This is a genomic window from Duganella sp. 1224 (assembly GCF_013408245.1).
In the GTDB taxonomy this organism is placed as follows: domain Bacteria; phylum Pseudomonadota; class Gammaproteobacteria; order Burkholderiales; family Burkholderiaceae_D; genus Rugamonas.
On sequence record NZ_JACBYS010000001.1, the window covers coordinates 746,317 to 769,638 of the forward strand.

Annotated in this window: 15 protein-coding genes; 8 read left to right on the plus strand and 7 right to left on the minus strand. The window is 66.2% G+C overall.

The window, feature by feature from the left end; all coding sequences use genetic code 11:
- Positions 1-4: 4 nt before the first annotated feature.
- From FHW58_RS03440 to FHW58_RS03455, 4 genes are all read left to right on the plus strand, one after another.
- A complete protein-coding gene (locus FHW58_RS03440) occupies positions 5-2,494 on the plus strand; it encodes a TonB-dependent siderophore receptor (RefSeq protein ID WP_179671655.1) in 2,490 nt (829 codons plus the stop codon).
- Entirely contained in the window at positions 2,484-3,482 is a 999-nt protein-coding gene (locus tag FHW58_RS03445) for an ABC transporter substrate-binding protein (RefSeq protein WP_179671656.1), read from the plus strand. The genes FHW58_RS03440 and FHW58_RS03445 overlap by 11 nt, the downstream gene beginning before the upstream one ends.
- Before the next feature lie 23 nt (positions 3,483-3,505).
- Complete coding sequence (locus tag FHW58_RS03450) at positions 3,506-4,834, plus strand: LLM class flavin-dependent oxidoreductase (RefSeq protein WP_179671657.1); 1,329 nt, start codon at positions 3,506-3,508, stop codon at positions 4,832-4,834.
- A gap of 576 nt (positions 4,835-5,410) precedes the next feature.
- Positions 5,411-6,994: a rhodanese-related sulfurtransferase gene (locus FHW58_RS03455; protein ID WP_373996660.1), complete on the plus strand. Its 1,584-nt coding sequence runs from the start codon at positions 5,411-5,413 to the stop codon at positions 6,992-6,994.
- Between the two features lie 40 nt (positions 6,995-7,034).
- Here FHW58_RS03455 and FHW58_RS03460 read toward each other — a convergent pair whose 3' ends face one another.
- Positions 7,035-7,913 carry a sensor histidine kinase gene (locus FHW58_RS03460; protein WP_179671659.1) on the minus strand — a complete coding sequence of 293 codons (879 nt, stop codon included), beginning with the start codon at positions 7,911-7,913 and terminating at the stop codon, positions 7,035-7,037.
- Between the two features lie 152 nt (positions 7,914-8,065).
- Between FHW58_RS03460 and FHW58_RS03465 the strand changes: the two genes are divergently transcribed.
- From FHW58_RS03465 to FHW58_RS03480, 4 genes are all read left to right on the plus strand, one after another.
- Positions 8,066-9,019, plus strand: coding sequence for a GlxA family transcriptional regulator (locus FHW58_RS03465; RefSeq protein ID WP_179671660.1), 954 nt, complete (start codon positions 8,066-8,068; stop codon positions 9,017-9,019).
- Positions 9,020-9,044: 25 nt separating this feature from the next.
- On the plus strand, positions 9,045-9,521 hold the full coding sequence (locus tag FHW58_RS03470; RefSeq protein WP_179671661.1) for a cupin domain-containing protein: 477 nt from the start codon (positions 9,045-9,047) through the stop codon (positions 9,519-9,521).
- Between the two features lie 69 nt (positions 9,522-9,590).
- Positions 9,591-12,272 (plus strand): ATP-binding protein, encoded by a 2,682-nt coding sequence (locus tag FHW58_RS03475; RefSeq protein ID WP_179671662.1) that lies wholly within the window; start codon positions 9,591-9,593, stop codon positions 12,270-12,272.
- Between the two features lie 79 nt (positions 12,273-12,351).
- Entirely contained in the window at positions 12,352-13,380 is a 1,029-nt protein-coding gene (locus FHW58_RS03480) for an aldo/keto reductase (protein ID WP_179671663.1), read from the plus strand.
- On the opposite strand, the gene FHW58_RS03485 is transcribed toward FHW58_RS03480, so the two are convergent.
- From FHW58_RS03485 to FHW58_RS03510, 6 genes are all read right to left on the minus strand, one after another.
- Positions 13,377-15,374, minus strand: coding sequence for a TonB-dependent receptor (locus FHW58_RS03485; RefSeq protein ID WP_229265039.1), 1,998 nt, complete (start codon positions 15,372-15,374; stop codon positions 13,377-13,379). The genes FHW58_RS03480 and FHW58_RS03485 overlap by 4 nt on opposite strands.
- 19 nt (positions 15,375-15,393) lie before the next feature.
- The gene (locus FHW58_RS03490; RefSeq protein WP_179671665.1) at positions 15,394-15,888 is read right to left on the minus strand and encodes a DUF6702 family protein; all 495 of its coding nucleotides are present in this window, start codon (positions 15,886-15,888) and stop codon (positions 15,394-15,396) included.
- Positions 15,885-18,230, minus strand: coding sequence for a M1 family metallopeptidase (locus FHW58_RS03495; RefSeq protein WP_179671666.1), 2,346 nt, complete (start codon positions 18,228-18,230; stop codon positions 15,885-15,887). Before FHW58_RS03495 ends, FHW58_RS03490 begins: the two co-directional genes overlap by 4 nt.
- A gap of 87 nt (positions 18,231-18,317) precedes the next feature.
- Entirely contained in the window at positions 18,318-19,829 is a 1,512-nt protein-coding gene (locus FHW58_RS03500) for a carboxylesterase/lipase family protein (protein ID WP_179671667.1), read from the minus strand.
- A 96-nt stretch (positions 19,830-19,925) separates the two neighbouring features.
- On the minus strand, positions 19,926-21,032 hold the full coding sequence (locus FHW58_RS03505) for a LacI family DNA-binding transcriptional regulator (RefSeq protein ID WP_179671668.1): 1,107 nt from the start codon (positions 21,030-21,032) through the stop codon (positions 19,926-19,928).
- A gap of 57 nt (positions 21,033-21,089) precedes the next feature.
- On the minus strand, positions 21,090-23,249 hold the full coding sequence (locus FHW58_RS03510; RefSeq protein ID WP_179671669.1) for an alpha-glucuronidase family glycosyl hydrolase: 2,160 nt from the start codon (positions 23,247-23,249) through the stop codon (positions 21,090-21,092).
- Between the last annotated feature and the right edge of the window lie 73 nt (positions 23,250-23,322).

Sequence of the window (23,322 nt, forward strand, 5' to 3'; positions counted from 1 at the left end):
ACGCATGCAGCATTATTCGAAGAAGATCGCTTTGACGCCACTGAGCCTGGCGCTGATGACCATCGGCGCGCCGGCGCTGGCGCAGACCAGCGTGGGGCAGGTGCAGGACGTGGTGGTGACCACCGCCGTGCGTGGCGAAGCGCGCACCGTGGCGGACAGCCCGGCGCCGGTGGACGTCATCAGCGGCGAACAGTTAATCCATACCGGCCGCGCGGAGTTGGCCGAGGCGCTGGCACGTCTGCTGCCGTCCTTTAACTTCGGCACCAACCAGGCGGGCGTCAACTCGGTGGTGCGGCCGGTGAGCAATCGCGGCCTGGGGCCGGCGTACACGCTGGTGCTGGTAAATGGCAAACGGCGCCACAATGGCGCACTGCTGACCAATGGCGGCGGCGATACCAGCGGCGTCAACGCCATCGATCTGGACACCATTCCGCTCAGCGCCATCGACCACATCGAGGTGCTGAAGGACAGCGCCGCCGCCCAATACGGTTCGGACGCGGTGGCGGGCGTGGTCAACGTGATCCTCAAGACCGGCAACCATGGCGGCGAGGTGTCGGCCAGCTACGGCAGGCTGCAACACGGCGATGGCGACCTGTCGAACAAGAAGATCGAAGGCGACGCCGGCTTCGCGCTGGGCGAGGACGGCTTCCTGCACCTCGCCGCCGCGGCCCGCAAGCGTGGACAGGCGTGGTACAACTTCCCGTCGACGAACCTGGTGGCGTATTCGCCCGCCTCCAATCCGAAAAACGCCACCTGGAATCGGGACGGCGCCCACAACGGCGATCCTGGCATCGAGGCGTATGACCTGGCGTTCAACGCCGAGAAGCCGTACAGCGCCGACATCACGTTGTACGCCTTCGGCACGGCCGGCACGCGCAACACGGTGGCCGGGAATAACTTCCGCCGCCCGAACGGGCTGGCCACCATCGCGCAGATTTTCCCGGACGGGTACTTCGCGCTGAATAATATGAGCGCCTTCGACTACCAGTTGAACGTCGGCGCGCGCGGCAGGGCGGCCGGCTGGAGCTGGGACCTGAGCACCGGCTATGGCAAGAACCGCGCCCGCCAGTACAGCAACCTGACACTGAATCCATCGCTGGGCCCTTCGTCGCCGACCAGCTTCGATAACCTGGCCACCTATCAGTTCGAGCAGTGGACCACCAACGAGGACTTCACGCGCGCGGTGGATGTCGGCTGGAAGAAACCGCTGCAATGGTCGTGGGGGCTGGAACAGCGCGTGGAACGCTTCTCCACCTTTGCCGGCGACCCGCTGGGCTACAGGAACGGCGGCTACATCTTCAAGCCCGGCGACCAGGAAGGCAATCCCAACGTCGGCAAACCGGCGGCGGTAGGCGCGCAGGCCGGCGTGGCGCTGTCGCCGGCGGACGCCACCAGCATCCGCCGCACCGTGCTGGCGGTGTACAACGACCTTGGTTTCTATCCGGTGGATGACTGGTTCGTGGATGGCGCGGTGCGCTTCGAGCATTACAACGACAGCGCGGGCAACACGGCCAGCGGCAAGATCAACAGCCGCTACGACTTCTCGTCCAGGGTGGCGGTGCGCGGCACGGTGGGTAGCGGTTTCCGCGCGCCGTCGCTGACGCAGACGGGCTATTCGCAGACCGACAACCGCACCAACATCAATCCGGTGACGGGCGTGGTGGAACCGAGCTTGTCGAAGCTGCTGCGCAACGACTCGGATCTGGCGCACAAGTTTGGCGCGCGCGATCTCGATCCGGAAAAGTCGCTTAATTTCGGCCTCGGGCTGGTGCTCAAGCCCGCGGAGAGCGTCAATGTGACGCTGGATGCGTATCAGGTCAAGGTGAAGGACCGCATCGTCCGCACCGGCTACATGTTTGGCCCGGCCTTCGCGCCGACGCTGGTTGCCGCGGGTCTGACGGGCAGCGAGTGGGTGCAGTATTTCGCCAATGCGGTCGACACGCGCACGCGCGGCGCCGATCTGGTGGCCGATGCGACCAGCGATTATGGCAGCTATGGCCTGGTGCGCTGGGGCGCTGCGCTGAACTGGAACAAGACCACGGTAACGCGCATTAATCCGACGCCGGCGCAAATTACCGCGCTGGGCGCCAATCCGGGCGGCAGTTCGGTATGGTTCGGTTATTCGGCGGGCGGCGGCATCGGCGACCTGTCGGCGACGCCCAAGACCAAGCTGATACTGTCGGCGCGCTGGTTCGTCGGCGATTTTGAAACCAACGTGCAGACCACGCGCTATGACTCGTACACCTGGCAGACCACCGCCAACCGCGCGCAGGATTACCACTTCGGCGCAAAGTGGCTGACGGACTTTGACCTCAGCTATGCGGTGACCAAAAAGACCAGGCTGGTGATCGGCGCGGCCAACGTGTTTAACACCCGGCCGGACAAGAATGGTCCGGGCGATGCCAACTCGGGCGGCAACAGCTTTGTCTATGGCCCGGCGCCGTTTGCGCCGAGCGGCGCCTACTATTATGGCAAGGTGACCTATGCCTTCTGATCCGGATGCGATCCGCCGCCGTCTGCTGGCGATTCTGCCAGCGGCGGCGTTCCTCGGGGCCTGCGGCAAGACCGCGCCGGGAGCCAGCGGCACCGGCGCGCCGCCTGAGCTGTCCAAGGTGACGCTGGTGCTGGGCGACCAGGTGCGGCTGTTGCAAACCAAGGCCGAAGCGGCCGGCGTGCTGAAAGATGTGCCATACAAGATCCAGTGGGCGAGCTTCCAGGGCGCGGCGCCGCTGTTCGAAGCGGTCGTCTCCGGCGACGTGGATACCGCGATGGCCGCAGACACGCCGGCGCTGGCGGCGGCTGCCGGTGGCGCGCGCGTGAAGGTGGTGGCGGCCAGCGTATCGTCGCCGGTCAGCGTCGCCATCCTGGTGCCGCCGGATTCGCCGATCAAGACCGTGGCAGACCTCAAGGGCCGCAATGTGATCGTCTCCTCCGCCCGTGGCAGCGTGGCGCACTTCCTGCTGTTTGGCGCGCTGCGCGAGGCGGGCCTGACGCCGCGGGACGTCAACACCGGCTTCCTGCTGCCCAGCGACGCCGCCGTCGCCTTCTCCAGCGGGAAAATCGAGGCCTGGGCCACCTTCGGAACCTACCAGGCCGCGGCGGAACTGCGCGGCGCACGGGTGCTGCGCAACGGTGTCGGCATCAATTCCGGCATCGGCGTCATCGCCGCGTCGGACGCGGCGCTCGCCGACCCGGGCAAGCGCGCCGCGCTGGCGGACGTGCTGCAACGGCTGGCGCAATCGAATGTCTGGGCCAACGCCCATCCCAAGGAGTACGGCGACGTATTCCAGCGCCTGACAGGCCTGCCGCCGGACGTGGCGCGGCTGGCCGTCAGCCGCGACAGGCCGCAACTGCGGGCGGTCGACAGCGAGATCGTGCGCCAGTTGCAGGAAGTCGCCGACACCTTCTACGAAGCCAAGTTATTCCCACGCCGGGTGGACGCGAGCAAGCTGGTCGACCCCAGCCTGTTCCATCCCGCCTGACCCTGACATCAAGGAGCACCACCATGAGCACCCGACAACTAAAACTCGGCTTCATCCTGCACGGCGTTGGCCCCGGCTGGGGCGACTGGCGTCACCCGGACGCCGACCCCACCGCCAGCACCAATATCGACTTCTATCTGCGCCAGGCCAGGTTGGCGGAGCAGGCCAAATTCGATTTCCTGTTCGTCGCCGACAGTGTCCACATCACCGAAAAATCCAGCCCGCACTACCTCAACCGCTTCGAGCCGCTGACTATTCTGTCGGCGCTGGCCACCGCCACCAGCCACATCGGCCTGGTGGGCACGCTGACCGTCAGCTACAGCGAGCCGTACACGGTGGCGCGCCAGTTCGCGTCGCTGGACCACATCAGCAAGGGCCGCGCCGGCTGGAACGTGGTCACGTCCTGGCTGTCCGGCAGCGCGGAAAACTACGGCAAACCGTCGCACCCGCCGCATGAAGTCCGTTACCGCATCGCCGCCGAACACCTGGACACCGTGCGCGGCCTGTGGGATTCGTGGGAAGACGATGCCCTCACGCGCGACAAGGCCAGCGGCCAGTTCTTCGATCCGGCCAAGCTGCATACGCTGAACCACAAGGGGGAATTCTTCTCGGTGCGCGGCCCGCTGAACATCAGCCGTTCGCCGCAAGGGCAGCCGGTGATCTTCCAGGCCGGCGCCTCGGAGGACGGCCGCAATTTCTCGGCCCGCCACGCGGACGCCTTCTTCACCGAGAACGCGTCCTTCGAAGCGTCGCAAGCCTACTACGCCGATATCAGGCGCCGCGCCGCCGCCTTTGGCCGCGCGCCGGAGCGGCTCAACGTGCTGCCGGCGCTGCGCGCCATCGTCGGCCGCACCGGGGAAGAGGTGGAACATCTCTACCAGGAAGCCGTGAGCCTGATCAGGATTGAAGACGCCCTGGTGGCATTGGCCCGTTCCTTCAACGAGCATGACCTCAGCCAGTACCCGCTGGATGGCCCGTTCCCCGACATCGCCCACCACGGCGCCGAGAGCAACCGCAGCTCGTCCGAGCGCATCGTCCGCACCGCGCGCGAGGAGAAGCTGACGCTGCGCGAAACCGCGTTGCGCCACGCCAGCCCCCGCCGCGAATTCGTCGGCACCGGCGTGCAGGTGGCGGACGCCATTCAGCGCTGGTTCGAGGGCGGCGCGGCCGATGGCTTCATCCTGTTTGAATCGCTGCCGCGCCAGCTGGACGCGTTTGTCGCCGAAGTGGTGCCGGTGCTACGGGAGCGCGGCCTGTTCCGCGAGGAGTATGAACACAGCACCTTGCGTGGTAATCTGGGCCTGGACGTGCCGGAAAACCGCAACACCGCCGCACGCCGCCAGGCCGCGTAAGGAGGAGACAAGATGAGTGAAGCACAACAACGCGATCTGCCGCCGCGCCTGCGGCATTTCGTCAGCCAGCTGGAACGCATGATCGGCCAGGACGAGGCGCGGATCGTCGAGCAGGGCTCGGCCGCGCTGCGTGAACTGGTGGCGCATGACGACTGGCTGCCGCCGGAGGCGGCCGCGCCGCATCCACAGTTCTATCGCCAGTATCTGCTGTACCGCGATCCGGCCGCGCGCTTCTCGGTGGTCAGCTTTGTCTGGGGGCCGGGGCAATCCACGCCGATACACGACCACACGGTATGGGGATTGATAGGCCTGCTGCGCGGCGCCGAGATATCGCACGACTTCCGCCGCAATGCGGACGGCACGCTGGCGCGTCACGGCGAGCCGCAGCGGCTGGAGACGGGTACGGTGGTGGCGGTGTCGCCAACGCTGGGCGATATCCATCAGGTCTACAATGCCTACAGCGACCGGGTATCCGTCGGCATTCACGTGTACGGCGCGGATATCGGCGCGGTGGACCGCCATGTCTACACGCTGGACGGCCAGGTCAAGCCATTCCGCTCCGGTTATGCGCCGCAAATCCCGTATCGCGGCTATGCGGAGGTGAGGGCGGAGCTGCTGGCGGGACGGGAAATCGCCTTGCTGGATGTGCGCGAGGAGGATCCGCACGCGCAGGCGCATCCGCTGTTCGCCGCCAATTTCCCGTACGGCCGCATTGAAGCCGATGCCTACACCAGGTTGCCGCGCCGCGACGTGCCGATCGTGGTGCTGGACGATGGCGAGGGACTGGCGTTGCCGTCGGCGCTCAAGCTGCACCAGTTGGGTTACACCAATGTGGCTTTGCTGGAGGGCGGCGTGTCCGGCTGGCGCGACGCCGGCGGAGAGCTGTTCCGCGACGTGAACGTGCCGAGCAAGTCCTTCGGGGAACTGGTGGAGCATGCGCGGCATACGCCATCGCTGTCCGCGCCGGAGGTGAAGGCGCTGATCGACCGCGGCGACAACATCGTCATCCTCGACGCGCGCCGCTATGACGAATACCAGACCATGAGCATCCCCGGCAGCATCAGCGTGCCGGGCGCGGAGCTGGCCTTGCGCGCACGCGAGCTGGCGCCGGATCCGGCCACCCGCATCATCGTCAACTGCGCGGGACGGACGCGCAGCATCATCGGCACGCAGTCGCTGATCAACGCCGGCGTGCCGAATCCGGTGTCGGCGCTGCGCAACGGCACCATCGGCTGGACGCTGGCGGCGCAGCAGCTGGAACATGGCCAGTCGCGCAGCTATCCGCCGGCGCGGGAAGCCAACCGGCAGGTGGCGGCGCGGGATGCGCGGGCGCTGGCCGACCGCGCCGGCGTCAGGCGGCTGGACCGCGCGCAACTGGCGGCGCTGCATGCGGAGCACGCGCGCACCAACTACTTCTTCGACGTGCGCAGTCCCGGCGAGTACGCCGACGGCAGGCTGCCGCACTTCCGCTCCGCGCCGGGCGGGCAGTTGGTGCAGGAAACCGAGCAGTTCGCGCCGGTACGCGGCGCGCGCATCGTGCTGGCGGACAGCGACGGCGTGCGCGCCAACCTTACCGCGCACTGGCTCAGGCAGATGAACAACGACGTGTATGTGGTGGACGGCCTGGAGCCGGCGGACTTCAGTGTCGCCGGCGCGTGGCGGGATGAGCTGCCGCCGCATCCGCAGGTGAACGAGATCAGCGTCGACACGCTGGCGCAATGGCTGGCTAGCGCGCCGGGGCAGGTGGCGGTGCTGGACTTCACGTCCGGCGTCAACTACCAGAAGCGGCACATTCCCGGCGCCTGGTTCGCGTTGCGCTCGCAGCTGGCGGCCGCGCTGGCGCAGCTGCCGGACGGCGTGCAGCGCTATGTGCTCACTTGCGGCAGCAGCCTGCTGGCGCGCTATGCCGCCGCCGACCTGAAGGCGCTGACCAAGTTGCCGGTGTTTGTGCTGGCTGGCGGCACGGCCGCGTGGCTCGCGGACGGCAAGCCGGTGGAGTCGGGCGCCACGCGCCTGGCGTCGCCGCTGATCGACCGCTATCGTCGCCCATACGAAGGCACGGACAATCGCGCGGAGGCCATGCAAGCGTATCTGGATTGGGAGTTCGGCCTGGTGGCGCAATTAGCCAGGGATGGTACGCACGGCTTTAACGTGATCTGAATCACGGCGGCGCGTCCTGCGGCGACGGCTGGAAAGCGGTTTAAGTCTTTGCGCAAGGACCGCGCGAGCGCCACGGCTTCTGCTGGTAGGCCAGCCGCGCGGGCAGCGTGACGGTGACGCGCGCGCCCTGACCGCTAACGTTGCATAGCGCCAGCCGCGCGCCGATCTTTGCCGCGCGCTCAAACATGCCGGGCAAGCCCCAATGGCCCGCGCGCCCCCGCGCCTGCAGCACCGAGCGCGGAATGCCCGGCCCCACGTCGGTGATCGACAGGCTGACATGCCAGCGTCCATAGCGCAGTTCAACCTCCACCGCCCGGTGCGCGTGGCGGTAACTGTTGATCAGCGCCTCGCGCCCGATCGCGCCCAGTTCCTCCCGGACGATGCAGTGCAGCTCGCGCGCCGCGCCCACGATGTGGATGCGCGCTGGTTCTTTCACGTACTCGTCGGCGAACTGGTCGGCGGCCTCGGTCAATGCGGCTTCCAGCGTGATATCGTGCGGGCTGGGCGCGCGCAGGTTTTGCACGCGGTCGCGCCCCTCTTCGAGCGAAGAGATGGCCTGGCTGACGATGCTCTCGATTTCCGCGCGCAAGCCATGCTTTTCCTTCGGCAGGCCAAGCGCCACCGCCTGCACCTTGAGGATCAGGCCCTGCACCGATTGCAGCAGCGTGTCATGCAGTTCGCGCGCGATGCGATGTCGCTCGTCCAGGCGCTCCTGCAAACGGCTGTGCGCCTGCTCCGCCGCCTGGCGCAGGCGATGCTTGTGCCAGGCCCACAGCGACAGGGCCGCCAGCCCCGCCAAGAGCAGCCGGAACCACGGCGTCTGCAACACCGTCATGGCGGCGGCCGACTCCAGTACCGGACCGCTGGCGGCATAACTCATCCCCAGCAGCGAGGCAAATAGCAGGATTCCGGTTAGCATAGGAGATGATTATACGAAGGCGCGGGCGCCGGAGGCAGCCAAACAAACGACAAAAACAGACAAGTCATGATCAAGCAGACAGGTCTGCCGCTGGCGCGCTGTGACGTCTTTTATAATAGTCAGTGGTCGCGCTTGTTCTCACGGAGTCAGTTATGGCAGCAAAAGTAGCACTTATCATTTTCCCCAGGTTTAACGTGCTGGATTTGTCGGTCGCCACCGTGCTGGGCATGGCAAACCACTTCGCCCCCGGCACCTACGAGCTGGAGATCGTCTCCATGAGCGGTGGCATCGTCCCTAGCATGACGGGCATCGGAGTTGATACAAAGAAATTCGAAGAGCAGCGCTATGACACCATCATCGTTGCCAGCATGCCCGGCATCCCCACGCCGTGGCCGGAACTGACCGAGCGCTTGCGCCGGGCGCTCAAGGAATCCAGGCGCGTGGCCAGCATCTGCACCGGCGCGTTCCTGCTCGGCGCGGCCGGCGCCTTCGACGGGCGCGAAGTGACGACGCACTGGCTCCATACAGATGAGTTAATGAGCACGCTGCCCGGCGCCGTGGTGGTGCCGGACCGGATGTTCGTGCGCGATGGCCACGTGTGGAGTTCGGCCGGCATGACGGCGGGAATGGATCTGGTGCTGAGCATGGTGGAGGCGGACGTCGGCCCCGAGGTGACCAAAATGATCTGCAAGGCGATGGTGTTGAGTCACCGCCGCCCGGGCGGCCAGAGCCAGTTCTCGGTGCTGGCCGAGATCGACGCCAAGCAGGAACGCATCCAGCAGGCGCTGGCCTTCATCCGTGACAATTTAAACGAGTCGTTAACGGTAGAATTGCTGGCCGATCAAGTCAACTGGAGCCCGCGTCACTTCAGCCGCGCCTTCAAGGCGGAAACCGGCCTGTCGCCGGCCAAGGCGATCGAGAAATTGCGCGTGGAGGCGGCGAAGAACCTGATCGAAAGCGGCCATTCGTCGGCCGCGCGCATCGCCGCCCAGACCGGATTTGGCGACGAGGCGCGGATGCGGCGCGCCTTCCTGCGCGAGTTGAACGACGTGCCGCAAAAAGTATTGAAAGGCTCGCGCGCCCGCAAGGCCGCGCTGGCGCCGTGACCAACCACCCACTGGAGGAGCCGAGATGCCTGTCATCCGTGCCGCGCAAAGACACATTGAAACGATAGAGACGTCCCGTGATGGCGTCAGCAACCGCGAGGAATGGATTAGCGAGCCCGCCGGGCTGACCGCGCTGGGCGCCTTCGTCCACGTGCTGGCGCCGGGCACGCGTTCGTCCATCAAGCACTGGCATGCCGCCGAGGACGAATTCGTGTACGTGCTGGAGGGCGAAGTCACGGTGATTGAAGGGACGGACGAATATCTGCTCGGTCCCGGCGACGCCGCGGCCTTCCCCCAGGGCAGCGCCGTCGGTCACTACCTGTGGAACAAGAGCGCGGCCGCGGCGCGCTGCCTGGTGGCCGGCACGCGCGCGCCGGTCGATCAAGTCACGTATCCAGACCACGACCGGGTCATGCTGCGCGACCGCGCCTTGCCGGATGATATCTGGACCGACACCTCCGGCAACCCGGCTGACAACCCGTACAAGGATTGGGCGCCGTGAGCGGGCAGGGATGATCTCGCTTGCGCGGCATAGGGCGCCAGTCCTGTATGATCCGCTGCAAGGGGGGGAATGTTCATCAATATTCAGGATGTCACGCTGCGCCGGCAGTTGTTGATCGCGATCGCCCTGGTGGCGATGGCCACCGGCCTCCAGCTTCTATTGAGCTTGCTGATAGGCGCGCGGGCGCCGTTTCTGATCTTCGTCCCGACCGCCGCCCTTGCTTCCGCCTTGCTCGGCTGGCCCGCCGCGGCCGTGGTATTGGGCGGCGGCGTGGCGTATGGCATCTACATCCTCGGCCCCACGTACCAATTCTGGATCGACGACCCGGCTGACCGCATCGTCGTCGCGGCCTTTCTGGCCGTCGGCGTGCTGTTCAGCGGCCTGGGGGCCGCCGTGCGGCGGGTGGCGCGCCGCGCCGCGCTGGCCGAGCGCGCGCTGGCCGACGAGCGGCTGAGCCGCGAACGCGACACCCTGGCCAATTTCCAGGAGATGTTCGACCAGGCGCCCGGCTTCATGACCATGTTGCGCGGCCCCGAGCACGTGTATGTGCTGGAGAACGAATCGCATCGCCACTTCCACGGCCATCGCCAGGTGATCGGCCAGCCGATCCGGCGCGCCTTTCCCGAGCTGGAGGGGCAGGGCATACTGGCGACCCTCGACGAGGCCTACCGCACCGGCATTCCCCGCACCGCCTACGACGTGCCGCTGCAACTGCGCCGCCAGCCACACGGCGCACTCGATCAGCTGTACATGGACCTGGTCTGCCAGCCGGTGCGGGACAAGGACGGCCGGGTCACCGGCATTTTCGTCGAGGGCTTCGACGTCACCGAGAAGAAGGCGATGCGCGACGCCCTGCGCGAGAGCCATCTGCGGCTGCAACAGGGCCTGTCCGCGGCCCGCATGGCGATGTGGGTGTGGGACCTGGCCAGCGACCGCGTGGCGTTCTTCGACAACGCGGAGACGGTGTTCCACGCCAGCCGCGCCGAACTGGATGGGGGGTGGGACGTCATCGACCGCGACGACCAGGCGCGGCTGGCCAGCCTGCGGGCGGCGGCGCTGGCCGCCGGCGGCGCCGCCGTCGAGACGGTCCAACGCACGCTGCCGGACCGCGAGCCGCTCTGGCTGGAGCTGCGCGCCGCCCCGGCCGCCGGTCCGGATGGCGTGGTGACGCAGCTGCGCGGGATTGCCATCGATGTCTCGCTGCAGAAGAATGCCGAGCGGCGCGCGGTGGAGCACGAAACGCAGCGCCGCCTGTCGGACGCCAAGGCCACGGCGGCCGACCAGCGCCTGCAACTGGCGGTGGACGCGGCCGGGCTGGGCATCTTTTACTGCCCGCTGCCGCTGGACGCCATCTACTGGAATGCCACCTGCAAGGCGCAATTCTTCCTGCCGCCGGACGCCGAGATCGACATCGACCTGTTCTACCGGCTGATTGCCGAGGAGGACCGGCCGCGCGTGCGCGAGGCCATCCGCCGCGCGGTGGAGGAACAGGCGGACTACGACGTCGAATACCGCACGCTCGCCGGCGACGGCCGTTCGCGCTGGATTCGCGCCAAGGGCCGGGTCTACCTGGACGGCGAGGGCCTGCCGGCGCGCTTCGACGGCATCACCATCGACATCCAGCAGCAGAAGGAATCCGAAGCCGCGCTGCAGGCGGCCAACCGGCACAAGGACGACTTCCTGGCGATGCTGGCGCACGAGTTGCGAAATCCGCTGGCGCCGATCAGTTCAGCGGCGGGCCTGCTGATGCGGATCGGTCACGGCGACGAGCACATGTTGCGCATGAGCCAGGTGATCGACCGCCAGGTCAAGCACATGGCCGGGCTGCTGGATGATTTGCTGGACGTGTCGCGCGTCACCCGCGGCAAGATCGAGCTGGAGCGCGCCACGGTCGATCTGAAAGCCACGCTGGCCGGGGCCGCCGAACAGGTGCTGCCGCTGATCAGGCGCCGCGCCCACCAGCTGACCATGCACCTGACGCCGGAGCGCACCATGGTGTCCGGCGACGAGAAACGGCTGGTGCAGGTGTTTGTCAACCTGCTGACCAATGCGGCGCGCTACACGGCGGAGGGCGGCGTCATCGATCTGCAGCTGTCGGTGGAGGATGGCCAGGCGGTGGTGCGGGTGCGCGATAACGGCATAGGCCTGAACAGCGAACTGATACCGCGCCTGTTCGATCTGTTCGTGCAGGGCGAGCGCGGCATCGACCGCCAGCAGGGCGGCCTGGGCATCGGCCTGTCGCTGGTGAAGCGGCTGACCGAACTGCATGGCGGCGCGGTGGCGGTGCACAGCGCCGGACCGGCCAAGGGCAGCCTGTTCACGGTGCGGCTGCCGTTGCTGGCCGCCGGGCCGGGCGCAGCGGCCGGGCAGCCCCCGCCATCGGCGGCGGCGCCGGCGGCGCGGCGTATCATCATTGTCGACGACAACGAGGATGCCGCGCAGGCGCTGGCCGCGGTGCTGCGCGTTGCCGGGCACACGGTGCGGGTGGAGCACGATCCGCTGGCCGCGCTGGAGCGCGCCGTGCTGGAGCCGGCCGAGGTGTTCCTGCTCGATATTGGCATGCCGGTGATGGACGGCTACACGCTGGCGCGTCACCTGCGCGAGCATGCCGCCACCCGGGACGCGCGCATCATTGCCGTCACCGGTTACGGGCAGGAGCAGGACCGGCGGCATGCGCTGGCGGCCGGCTTCGACGCCCTGCTGGTCAAGCCGGTGGACCACGAGAGGCTGGCGGCGTTGCTGGTCCCTTAGCGGCAGCGCCGCGCCGGCGAAAAATGTACAATCAAACTCCAGCGCGCCCCGGGGCGCGCGCCATCTTAGGAGGATTGCGATGAATTTCAAGCGTCTTGGACAATCCGGCCTGCGCGTGCCGGAACTGAGTTTCGGCACGGCGACGTTCGGCGGCGGCAATGACTTCTTCAAGGCCTGGGGCAGCACCGACGCCGGCGGCGCCGCGCGCCTGATCGATGTGTGCCTGGAACACGGCGTCTCCATGTTCGACACCGCCGACGTGTATTCCGACGGCCTGGCCGAACAGATACTCGGCGAGGCGATCAAGGGCAAGCGCAACCGCCTGCTGATCTCCACCAAGGTAACCTTCCCCACCGGCGACGGACCGAATGATTTTGGCTCGTCGCGCCAGCACATCATCGACGCGGTCGACAAGTCGCTCAAGCGGCTGCAGGTCGAGCATATCGATCTGCTGCAACTGCACGGCCAGGACTACAACACGCCGGTGGAGGAAACGCTGTCCACGCTGGACCAGCTGGTCCGCGCCGGCAAGGTGCGTTACATCGGCGCGTCCAACTTCTCCGGCTGGCATCTGATGAAGTCCCTGGCGGTGGCGGACCGTTACGGCTATCCGCGCCACGTGGCGCACCAGATCTACTACTCGCTGCTGAACCGCGACTATGAATGGGAACTGGCGCCGCTGGCGGCAGACCAGGGCGTGGGCGCGGTGGTCTGGAGTCCGCTGGGCTGGGGCAAACTGACCGGCAAGATCCGCCGCGGCCAGCCGGCCAAACCAGGCACACGCGCGCACGACATCGCCGGCACCGGTCCGCACTTTGAAGAGGAACGGCTGTTCCGCATCGTCGAGGCGCTGGACGTGGTGGCCGAACAGACCGGCAAGTCGATCCCGCAGATCGCGCTGAACTGGCTGCTGGGGAAAAAGACCGTCTCCAACGTCATCATCGGCGCGCGCGACGAGCGGCAGCTGATCGAGAACATCGGCGCCACCGGCTGGTCGCTGACGCCGGAGCAGAACGCGCTGCTGGAGCAGGCCAGCGATGTGCCGCCGGCCTATCCGGTGTGGCACCAGCGCAGCTTCGTCATGCTGAATGAGCGCGGCGCGGCCTAGAAGTTTTTGATCAGCGTGGCGCGCACGGAGCGCGATTCGATCGGGTGGAAGTGGATGTCGGCGACCGGCGCCGCTTCGCCCTTCAGCTGCGACTCGTAATAGTAGTCGATGGCCGAATCGCGGCGGTTGGTGAGGTTGAACGCTTCCAGCTCCAGCCGCAGGTCCTTGCGGATCTTCCAGCCGAAGCGGCCGTTCAGCGTCATGCTGGCGCTGGAGCGCACGCTGTTATCTTCGATCAGCGGGCGCGGGCCGAAGTAGCGCAGCTTCAGCGATCCGGAATACGGTCCGCCGTCATCCACTGTCACGGCCAGTTGCCCGGTGCCTTCGATGGCGCCGGGGATGTAGCTGCCTTCCGCGACGTCGCCGCGCGAACGGGCGCGCGCATAGGCCAGATCCAGGTCCACCGACAGCCACTTCAGCGGCTTGTAGTAGTTGGAGAACTCCACGCCGTAGCGGCGGCTCGGCGGGCCGGCCTCGGTGCTGCCGGCGTCGCCGGCGTAAGTCAGTTCGGAATCGAAATCCAGGCGGTAGACCGACAGCGACGTCTGCAACCCCGGCAGCCACGCGGTGCGGGCGCCCAGCTCCATGCCGCGCGAGCGCACCAGCGGCCGCACCTTGTCCGCCGCCAGTCCGGTCCTGGGATCGATGGTGATGGTGGCGCCGCGCGCGTCGTTGCTGTGGAAGCCGCTGCCGACGTTGGCGTACACCTCGGCGCTCTGCCACGGGCCGTAGATCAGGCTCAGGCTCGGGCTCACCAGGTGGTCGCTGGCCTTGCCGGAGTTGGCCGCCAGATCGCTGCGGACGTCGAAACGGTAGCTGTCGAGGCGCGCGCCGGCCACGGTGCGGAAGGCCGCGTTCCAGCGTGTGTTGTTCTCGACGAACAGGCCGGCGCTGGACTCGACGATGTGATCCTGCCGCGTGACCGACAGCGTGCGGCGCGCCTGCGTGTGGTACAAGCCGTTGAAGATGTTGTCGTTCTGGAGCTGCACGCCGACGGTGGTTTCGGTGTTGCCGGTGTCGGTGTGATGGTGCCAGCTGTGCGAGGCATTCAGGCCACTGGTCACGCGCTTGTCCGGCTGCGCGAACTGGTCGCCGTGCACCGGATCGTCCATGAAGTAGGTGAAGTCGGACCACAAGTCCAATTGGTTGGCGATGACGTAGGCGTTGACTTTCGATGCGCTGTCGTCGGTGGTGCGGCGCCAGGCGCCGGACAGGCTGTAACGGTGGGCCTTGCCGCCGTCCGTGTTGTCGATGGCGTCGTTGCGGCCGATCTGGCCGTCGCGTACCGCGCGCAGCGGAATCTGGTCGGTGGAGTTCCAGTCGGCCCTGTAGGCCATCAGGCTGACGTTGAAGCCGTTGTTGGCGTAGCCTTCGCTGTAGCGCAGCACGGCGTTGAGCTTCTGGTAATCGTCCGGCCGCGTGAACGGGCCGTCGTTGTGCATGGCCTCGACCGCGTACAGCAGGCTGCCGCGCGATGTCTCCGCCGAATCGGCCAGCAGCGCGCGGCCATAGCCGTTCTGGCCGGCCGCCACGCTGGCCACGCCCTGCAACAAGCGGTTGGCATACACCACCGACGCGGTGCCGGCCGAGGCGAAGTCGCCTTCCTCGGCGGAGTAGGGGCCTTTCTTGTAGTCGAGCCGCACCGCCAGTTCGGGGATCAGGAAATTCAGGTCGGTCCAACCCTGGCCGTGCGCGTGGCTGCGCTGGTTGACCGGCATGCCGTCCACCGTGGTGCGCAAGTCGGTGCCGTGATCGAGATTGAAGCCGCGCAGGTAGAACTGATTGGCCTTGCCTTCGCCGCTATGCTGGCTCACCACCAGTCCCGGCACCGCCTCCAGCATTTCGCCGGGACGATAGACGGTGCGCGCCGCCAGTTCGTCCTGCGTGACGCTGCCGGCGCTGGCGGCATCGGCCACGCCCATCTGGTTGGTGCGCGAGCCGTCCACCAGCACGCGTTGCAGCATCATCGGGTCGTCGGCCTGGGCTGAGCCCATGGCCAGCAAGAGGACGACTTTAAGGGGCGATTTGATCGATGCTGTCTTGATCGAAGAAGAGGGTTTTGACGGTGCCATCGGTTTCCACATTCACGGTGTTTCTTTGCGACGGCAGGAAGTCTATCAGCAAAGCGTTGTGGATGCGGCTACCTTTTTCGATTTTCGTGCCGGGGATTTCCTGGAACACGAGCACCGTGTCGGCATCGACCTTGGCGCCGACCCAGTGCAGCGGCAGGGCCTTGCCGTTCTTGTCGGTGATGCTGAACTGTTTTTCCACGTAGCGGCGCAGCGGCGCTTCGCTGTCCGGTCGGCCCAGGTCGAACTGGCGGCCATACAGATTGGTCAGCAGCGCGGCGAGATCGTGCCCCGTGTAGCTGTGCACGATCTCGGTGCTGCCGGTGCGCTGGTTGTAGCTGATGTCCGCTATGCCCATGTGGAAGTTATGGGCCGTTGCGGCCATGCTGGCTGCGGCCAGCATGGTTGCCACCACCGCGCGCAGGCGGCGTGCGATCACTTCTTCTCGTCCTTCTTCAGCGGCGTGTTGAAGTCGCGCATCAGGTTATTGCGATCGCGTTCGGTCTTGAACAGTTCCAGGCGCGATTGCGTTACCTTGCGCGGCCACGCGTTGTTGGACGTGTCGATGTCGGCGGTTTCCCAGTACGGGTCCTGGGTCAGGCTGACCATCGGTTCGTCGGTCACAATCAGCTTGGTGATCTTCTTCGGCGAGTAGCGCCATACCTCGGCCGGAATGCGCTCGATATACTTCTTGCCGCTCTTGAGTTCAATCTCCAGGATCAGCGGCATCACCATGCCGCCCAGGTTGGAGAAGTCCACCAGGTACAGGTGCTTGCCCTGATCCAGCAGCTTCTTCTCCCACGGCTCCAGCTTCTCGATGGATTCGGCGTAGGTGTTGCGGTCCTTGTTGGTGACGGTGAACTCGTCGTGCTCGTTGTAGAAGTCCTTCAGTTCCGGATGGGCGTCCACGCGCTTCGGCAGGGCCTTGTTGCGCTGCTCGGAGACGGAGATCGGCTGCGCGTCCTTCTGCGCTTTCTTCCAGGCCTTCTCGATTTCCGGGTTCTTGGTGCTCACGCCGTATTCGGTGATGCCGTCGATGCTGATGTCCACCGGATCGGTGGTGTAGAACCAGCCGCGCCAGAACCAGTCGAGGTCCGTGCCGGAGGCGTCTTCCATGGTGCGGAAGAAGTCGGCCGGGGTGGGGCGCTTGAACTTCCAGCGTTGCGCGTACTCGCGGAAGGCATAGTCGAACAGCTCGCGGCCCAGGATGGTTTCGCGCAGGATGTTCAGGCCCGTCGCCGGCTTGGCGTAGGCGTTGTTGCCCAACGCGGCGATCGACTCCGAGTTAGTCATGATCGGCACCTGGTTGCGGCTCTTCATGTAGTCGACGATGTTGCGCGGCTCGCCGCGGCGCGACGGATAGCCGTCTTCCCATTCCTGCTCGGCCAGATACTGCACGAAGGTGTTCAGGCCCTCGTCCATCCAGGTCCACTGGCGCTCGTCCGAGTTGATGATCATCGGGTAGTAGTTGTGGCCCACTTCGTGAATGATCACGCCGATCAGGCCATACTTGGTCTGCTGCGACCAGGTGATCTGGCCGGTCTTCTTGTCCTTGCTCGGACGCGGACCGTTAAAGGAGATCATCGGGTATTCCATGCCGCCCACCGGACCGTTGACCGAGATCGCGGTCGGATACGGATAGTCGAAGCTGTACTTGTTGTACTTGTCGATGGTGTGGATGATGGCCTGGGTGCTGTACTTGCCCCACAGCGGGTTGCCTTCCTTCGGATAGTAGGACATCGCCAGCACGTTGGTGGAATCCTTCTTGAAGCCTTGCGCATCCCAGATGAACTTGCGGCTCGACGCCCAGGCGAAGTCGCGCACGTTGCTGGCCTTGAAGTGCCAGGTCTTGGTGGCGGTGGCGCGCGATTTTTCGGCGGCAGTGGCTTCTTCCTGCGTCACGATGACCACCGGCGCGGTGGCGGTGCGGGCCTTGGCCAGGCGGTCGCGCTGCGCCTGCGTCAGCACGTCGTTCGGATTTTGCAGTTCACCGGTGGAAGCGACGATGTGGTCGGCCGGCACGGTCAGCTGCACGTCGTAGTCGCCGAATTCCAGCGTGAATTCGCCGGTGCCGAGGAACTGCTTGTGCTGCCAGCCGTAGACGTCGTAGTAGGCCGCCATGCGCGGGAACCACTGGGCGATTTCGAACAGGTCGTTCTTGTCTTCGTCAAAGTGCTCGTAGCCGGAACGGCCGCCCAGCACCTGCTGCTCGTTGATGTTGTAGGACCAGTCGATGTTGAAGACGAACTTCTCGCCCGGCTTGAGTGGCGTCGGCAGGTCGATGCGCATCATGGTGCGGTTGATGACGTACTTCAGCGGCTGGCCGCTGGCGGCCACGGTCTTGATCTTGAAGCCGCCGTCGAATTCACGGCCGGCCAGGATGCCGCGCATGCCTTCGAACTTGTAGCCGTCCTCCGGGCCGGCCGGCTTGGCCCACGCCTCGCGCGATGGCTGGGTCAGCATCATGCGCGCGTCGGAATCCTTCTTATAGATGTTCTGGTCCAGCTGCACCCACAGGTAATTCAGCGTGTCCGGCGAATTGTTATGGTAGGTGATCTGTTCGCTGCCGGTGAGGGCGCGCTTGGCTTCGTCCAGCGAGGCGCTGATGGTGTAATCAGCGCGCTGCTGCCAGTAGGCGTGGCCTGGTGCACCGGATGCGGTGCGGTAGGCGTTTGGAGTCGGCAGGATTTCTTCGAGCTGACGGAATTTGTCGTCGAAAGGTTCCGCCGCGTAGGCGGAAACTGTCAGGCAGAGTGCCAGGAAGCCAAGTTTCTTGTGCATCGGTTGTATTTCCTCCAGATAAGAGGATAAATTGTATAGCAGGTTTGCAATCGATTACCCGCTGATACAATAAAATACAAACCGCTGTTACCGTTTTGCCTGCGACTCCTGAAATTGATAGTGCGCGTCGTCGGTCGCTGTGATAGCTTTCGACGTCGCGTCCAGCTGCATCAGGCGGGAACCCGCGCCGGCGCTGGCTTGCGGCCATTCCGGCAGGCCGGCGCCATTCGGGTTGCCGGTCTTGATGAAGTTGGCGAAGTAGTCCTGCATCTGCTTCGAGAGCGCATAATCTTCCGCCGCCCACGCATAGACCTTGTTCAAGGGCAGATTGCCCATCGCGTATTCGATCTCCACCGAGTGGTTGGCGCCTTCCTGGCCCGGACGCGGACGGGTGTAGTAGTAGCGCCAGGTCGGCTTGCCGCTGGTGCGCGCGTGGCTGTCGATCCATTTCCAGGTGCCGTAGCCGATGAAGCGGTCGCTGGCCAGTTCCGTCGCAGCCTGTTTGACGTCGCCGCTGTAGGCTTGTTGCGCGGCGCCGGCCTGGTCGCCGTACAGTTTTTGCAGCGCGGCGGCGAAGTTTTCGCCGGTCGGCTCGGCGTCGCCGAGGATTTGCTTGTAGTGGCCCTCATACGAATTCCAGCCGGCCAGCAGCGGTACTTTGGCCTGTTCGCCCGCCGCGTACATGGCGACCGGCGACTTCGGAATCACGTAGCCGTCCTGGATGGCGAAGAACCAGGCGCCCGGTTTCTTGAGGTCGTCCAGCAGTTTGTCGGCGGGCAGGGCGCGCAGTTCCTTCAGCGTCGGCGCGCCGATGCCTTGCGCGAAGGTGGCGCCGGCCTGCTCGGCGGCGGCCAGCGGCGCCGGCGCCATCAGGCCAAGCAGCGAGCCGCTTTCGCCGATGGCGCCGGCAATCAGGCCCTTGGCCTGCGGATTGATCATCTGCGCGCTGACCGAGAACGAGCCGGCCGACTCGCCGGCGATGGTGACGCGCGACGGGTCGCCGCCGAAGGCCGCGATGTTCTTCTTCACCCACTGCAGCGCCGCCGCCTGGTCCATCAAACCGTAGTTGCCGGAGGCGTGGTGCGGCGACTCCCTGGTCAGTTCCGGGTGGGCCAGGAAGCCGAACACGTTGAGGCGGTAGTTGACAGTCAGCGTGACGATGCCCTTGGCGGCCATGCTCTCGCCGTCATAGCGCGGCTCCGAGCCGTCGCCGGCCGCGAAGCCGCCGCCGTAGAAGTACACCAGCACGGGCAGCTTTTCCCTGGCCGATTTGGCCGGCGTCCAGACATTCAGGAACAGGCAGTCTTCGCTGACGCCGTCGGAGCGGAACACCATGTCGCTGAACAGCGGCAGTTGCATGCAGCGCGCGCCGAAGTGGTCGGCCTTGCGCGTGCCTTTCCATTTGGCCGCCGGCTGCGGCGCCTGCCAGCGCAGCTTGCCGACCGGCGCCGCCGCGTATGGAATGCCTTTGTACGCGGTGACGCCGGAGGCTTCCGTCACGCCTTCGACCGCGCCGGTGGCGGTGCTGACGCGGGTGGTGGCGTGGGCGGAGCATGCGAGCAGACTGGAAGACAGGAACAGCAGGCCGGCTTTTTTCATGGGTCTCAGTGTTATAGTTTGATCGGAAGATTAACTATATCGCAAAACGCCCATGGTGGGCATGACTGCTTATGCTGCGCCGCCGCAGCCTGATGGTCACTTGGCCTTGGCGGCGACCTTGGTCGATGGCCGCAGGCGCGGCGCGGCGTCGGACTGGCGGCGTACCAGCGTGTGCCTGGTCACCACGTGCTGCGGCGCTTCCGGCGTGCCGTTGCGCTGCGCGCGGATCAGGCGCACCAGCGACTGCACCGCTTCTTCCGCCATATCGGTGATCGGCTGGCGCACGGTGGTCAGCTCCGGCCAGATGGTGGTGGCCAGCGCGGTATCGTCAAAGCCGGCGACGGTCAGGTCGCCCGGCACGTCCAGTCCCAGGCGGTGGGCGATCGCCACCACGGCTGCGGCCATGTCGTCGTTGCTGGCGAAGATGGCGGTCGGGCGCTGTTCGAGCCCCAGCAGCGATTCCGCCGCATCCAGGCCGGAACGGTAGGTGAACAGGCCCTGCACGATCAGCTCCGGCGCGCTCTGCGCGTGCTTTTCCGCGATGGCCGCCTTGAAGCCGGCCAGGCGGCGCGCGCTGGCGCTCTGGTTGGGATGGCCGATGACGAAGCCGATGCGCTGGTGGCCCAGCGCGATCAGGTGGCAGGTCATCGCATACGCGGCCTCGTAGTCGTCGATACTGACGCCGCCGACGCGGGCGTCAGGCTGGCCGCAGGCCACGGTGATGGCCGGCGTGCCGGACGTGGCAATCAGCTCGATCAGGTTATGCACGTCGCACAGCGGCGGCGGCAGGATGATGCCATCGACGCCGTTCGAAATCAGACGGCGCGCCTGTTCGACGCCGTGTTCGTCGGCCTCGCATTTTTCCACCACCAGCTGCACGTTGTTTGGACTGGCCTGGTTCAGCAGGCCGACCAGGAATTCGCTCAGGTAGCCGGCGGACGGATTCGAATACAGGAAGCCGACGCGGATCGGCCGCGAGCCGGCCAAGCGGCGCGCGGCCTGGTTGGGCACATAGTTGAGGGCAGCGACGGCCGCGTCGACGCGGTTGCGGGTTTTCTCGCGGACGTTGGTATCGCCGTTCATCACGCGCGATACCGTCATCGGAGACACGCCGGCCAGCTGGGCCACATCGGCCATGGTCGGCGCTTGCGAGCGGTTCTGCACGGCCGGTACCGGCGCCGGTTTCACCTTGGTTTTGGTCATCTGTCCTCAGTAAATAATAAAGCTATGTTAAGCCCGGGACTTTACCACAAGCGGGGCTTAACCACGACCCGGGGCATACGGATAGCTCAGGGATTTGTAGTATGCCAGCGGGTGCGCGGGCGCTTTCACGCCCGGCGGCAGCGCCAGCCCGGACACCGACTGGAAATAGGCGACGCAGGCGTCGCGCCACAGAATGGCGTTGTTGACCTGGCGCGCCAGGCGTTGTTCTTCCTCGGTGTAGCGGCCGGCGTCGATCAGCGGTTTCAATGCCACCCAGCGCGCGTGCAGCGCCTGCGCGTCGGCCACGCCTTTGTCGTAGCGGTTCAGCATTTCCGCCCACAGCGTGCGGCCGGACGGCATCACGTAGTCCCATGGCAGATGGTGGAACCACAGCAGGAACTGCTCCGGCGTGGTCTTGGGATCGGCGTACTGGCGGGCGATCTCCGGCGCATACTGCTCCAGCGCGTTGCTGCCCTTGGCGGTGCGGTCGAAACCGATGCCGTCGCGGCTGGCGCGGTGGTAGTAGACCGGGTTCCAGTCCGGGCGCTCCAGATTGTCCACCCACGGCGCCGGGCCGAAATGGTGGCCGGTGCCCATGATGTGGTGCAGGCCCAGTGGCGTCATGTAGTTGACCACCGTTTCGCGCGACATCATCATCATGTCGACCACCGGCGGCACCACGCGCCGGTCCGGGCCGAAGGTGAGGGCGGCCCATTCGGCGGCGATGTCGCGCGCCTTGGCTTGCGGATTCCAGGCCATGCGGCCGAAGGCGTACCAGTTGGCCTGGTCGAAGTTGGAGCCGGCCCAATTGCGGTCGCTGCCGATATTGGCCACACCGGCCATGCCGCTCAGGGTATTGGCGACGGCGCCGGCGGCGGTTTTAGTGTCGCTTTCCAGCGTCTCCTCGAACAGCGTGCCGAGGTAAGCCAGGTCGGTCGAGTAGCCCAGGTACTCCTTGGTGATCTGGAATTCCATCATCAGCGGCGTGTTCGGCATGGCGCCGAACAACGGGTGGAACGGCTCGCGCGGCTGGAAGTCGATGGCGCCGTTCTTCACCTGTACCAGCACGTTGTCGGCGAACTTGCCGTCCAGCGGCTTGAATTCCTCATAGGCCTGGCGCGCGCGGTCATCGGCCAGGTGCGCGCCCTTGGGGGCGTAGACGAAGGCGCGCCACATGACGATGCCCTTGTGCGGCGCCACGGCGGCGGCCAGCATGTTGGCGCCGTCGGCGTGGCTGCGGTGGTAGTCCTGCGGGCCGGGCTGGCCTTCCGAATTGGCCTTGACCAGGAAGCCGCCGAAGTCGGGAATGGCCTTGTAGATTTCGTCGGCCTTGCGCTGCCACCAGGCGCGCACTTCTGGCGACAGCGGATCGGCGGTGCTGGTTTCCTTCAGTTCCAGCGGCGTCGAGAAACGGGCCGACAGGTAGACCTTGATGCCGTAAGGGCGCAGCACGTCGGCGACGGCGGCGGCCTTGGCGATGAACGGCGCGGTCAGCACTTCCGGCTTGGAGTTGACGTTGTTGAGCACCGTGCCGTTAATGCCCAGCGAGGCGTTGGCGCGGGCGTAGTCGGTGTAGCGCTGGTCCTTGATGTCCGGCAGCGCCCACCAGTCCCAGATCGACTGGCCGGCGTAGCCGCGTTCCACGGTGCGGTCCAGGTTATCCCAGTGGTTCAGCAGGCGCAGTGGCAGCCTTGGCGCGGACGATGCTTCCAGTTTGGCGCCGGTGGCGGCGTCGCGCAGCCAGGCGTAAGCGCCGTACAGCAGGCCGATGTCGCTGTTGGCGGCGATCAGCGTGACGTTGTGGTTCTGGATGCGGGTCAGGCGCAGCAGGTAGCCCTCGTTGCCCAGCTTCGCCAGTTCGGCGCGCAGTGGCGAGGCGGCGGCGCCCAGTTCCGGCAGGCGCGCGGGGGTGGCGAGCAGCAGGGCGCCGTCGGTGATGCGCGTTGCGGTCATTGCGTCCGGCACGGTCGGCGCGGCGGACTTGCCCAGCATGCCCGCCAGGCCTTTTCGCAGCTCCGCGACGGCGGCTTGCGTGGTCGGCGTGGGCGCGCCCGGCAGCACGATGGCGCGGGCTTGCGCCTGCACGCTGGCTTGCGCGGCGCGGTCCAGCGGCCGGTAGCGCAGCCACAGGTCGTAGCCGTCTTCGTCGGCGGCGCTAGCGGTCGCGGTCAGCGTGAAAAGCAGCGTCGCCAGCGCGGCCGAAAAGGTAAATCGCATCTTGTCTCCGTTTTATGGTAGCGTAATCATTTCATTATGCCACGATGTTAGCAAACAATTCCAACGAGGAGTG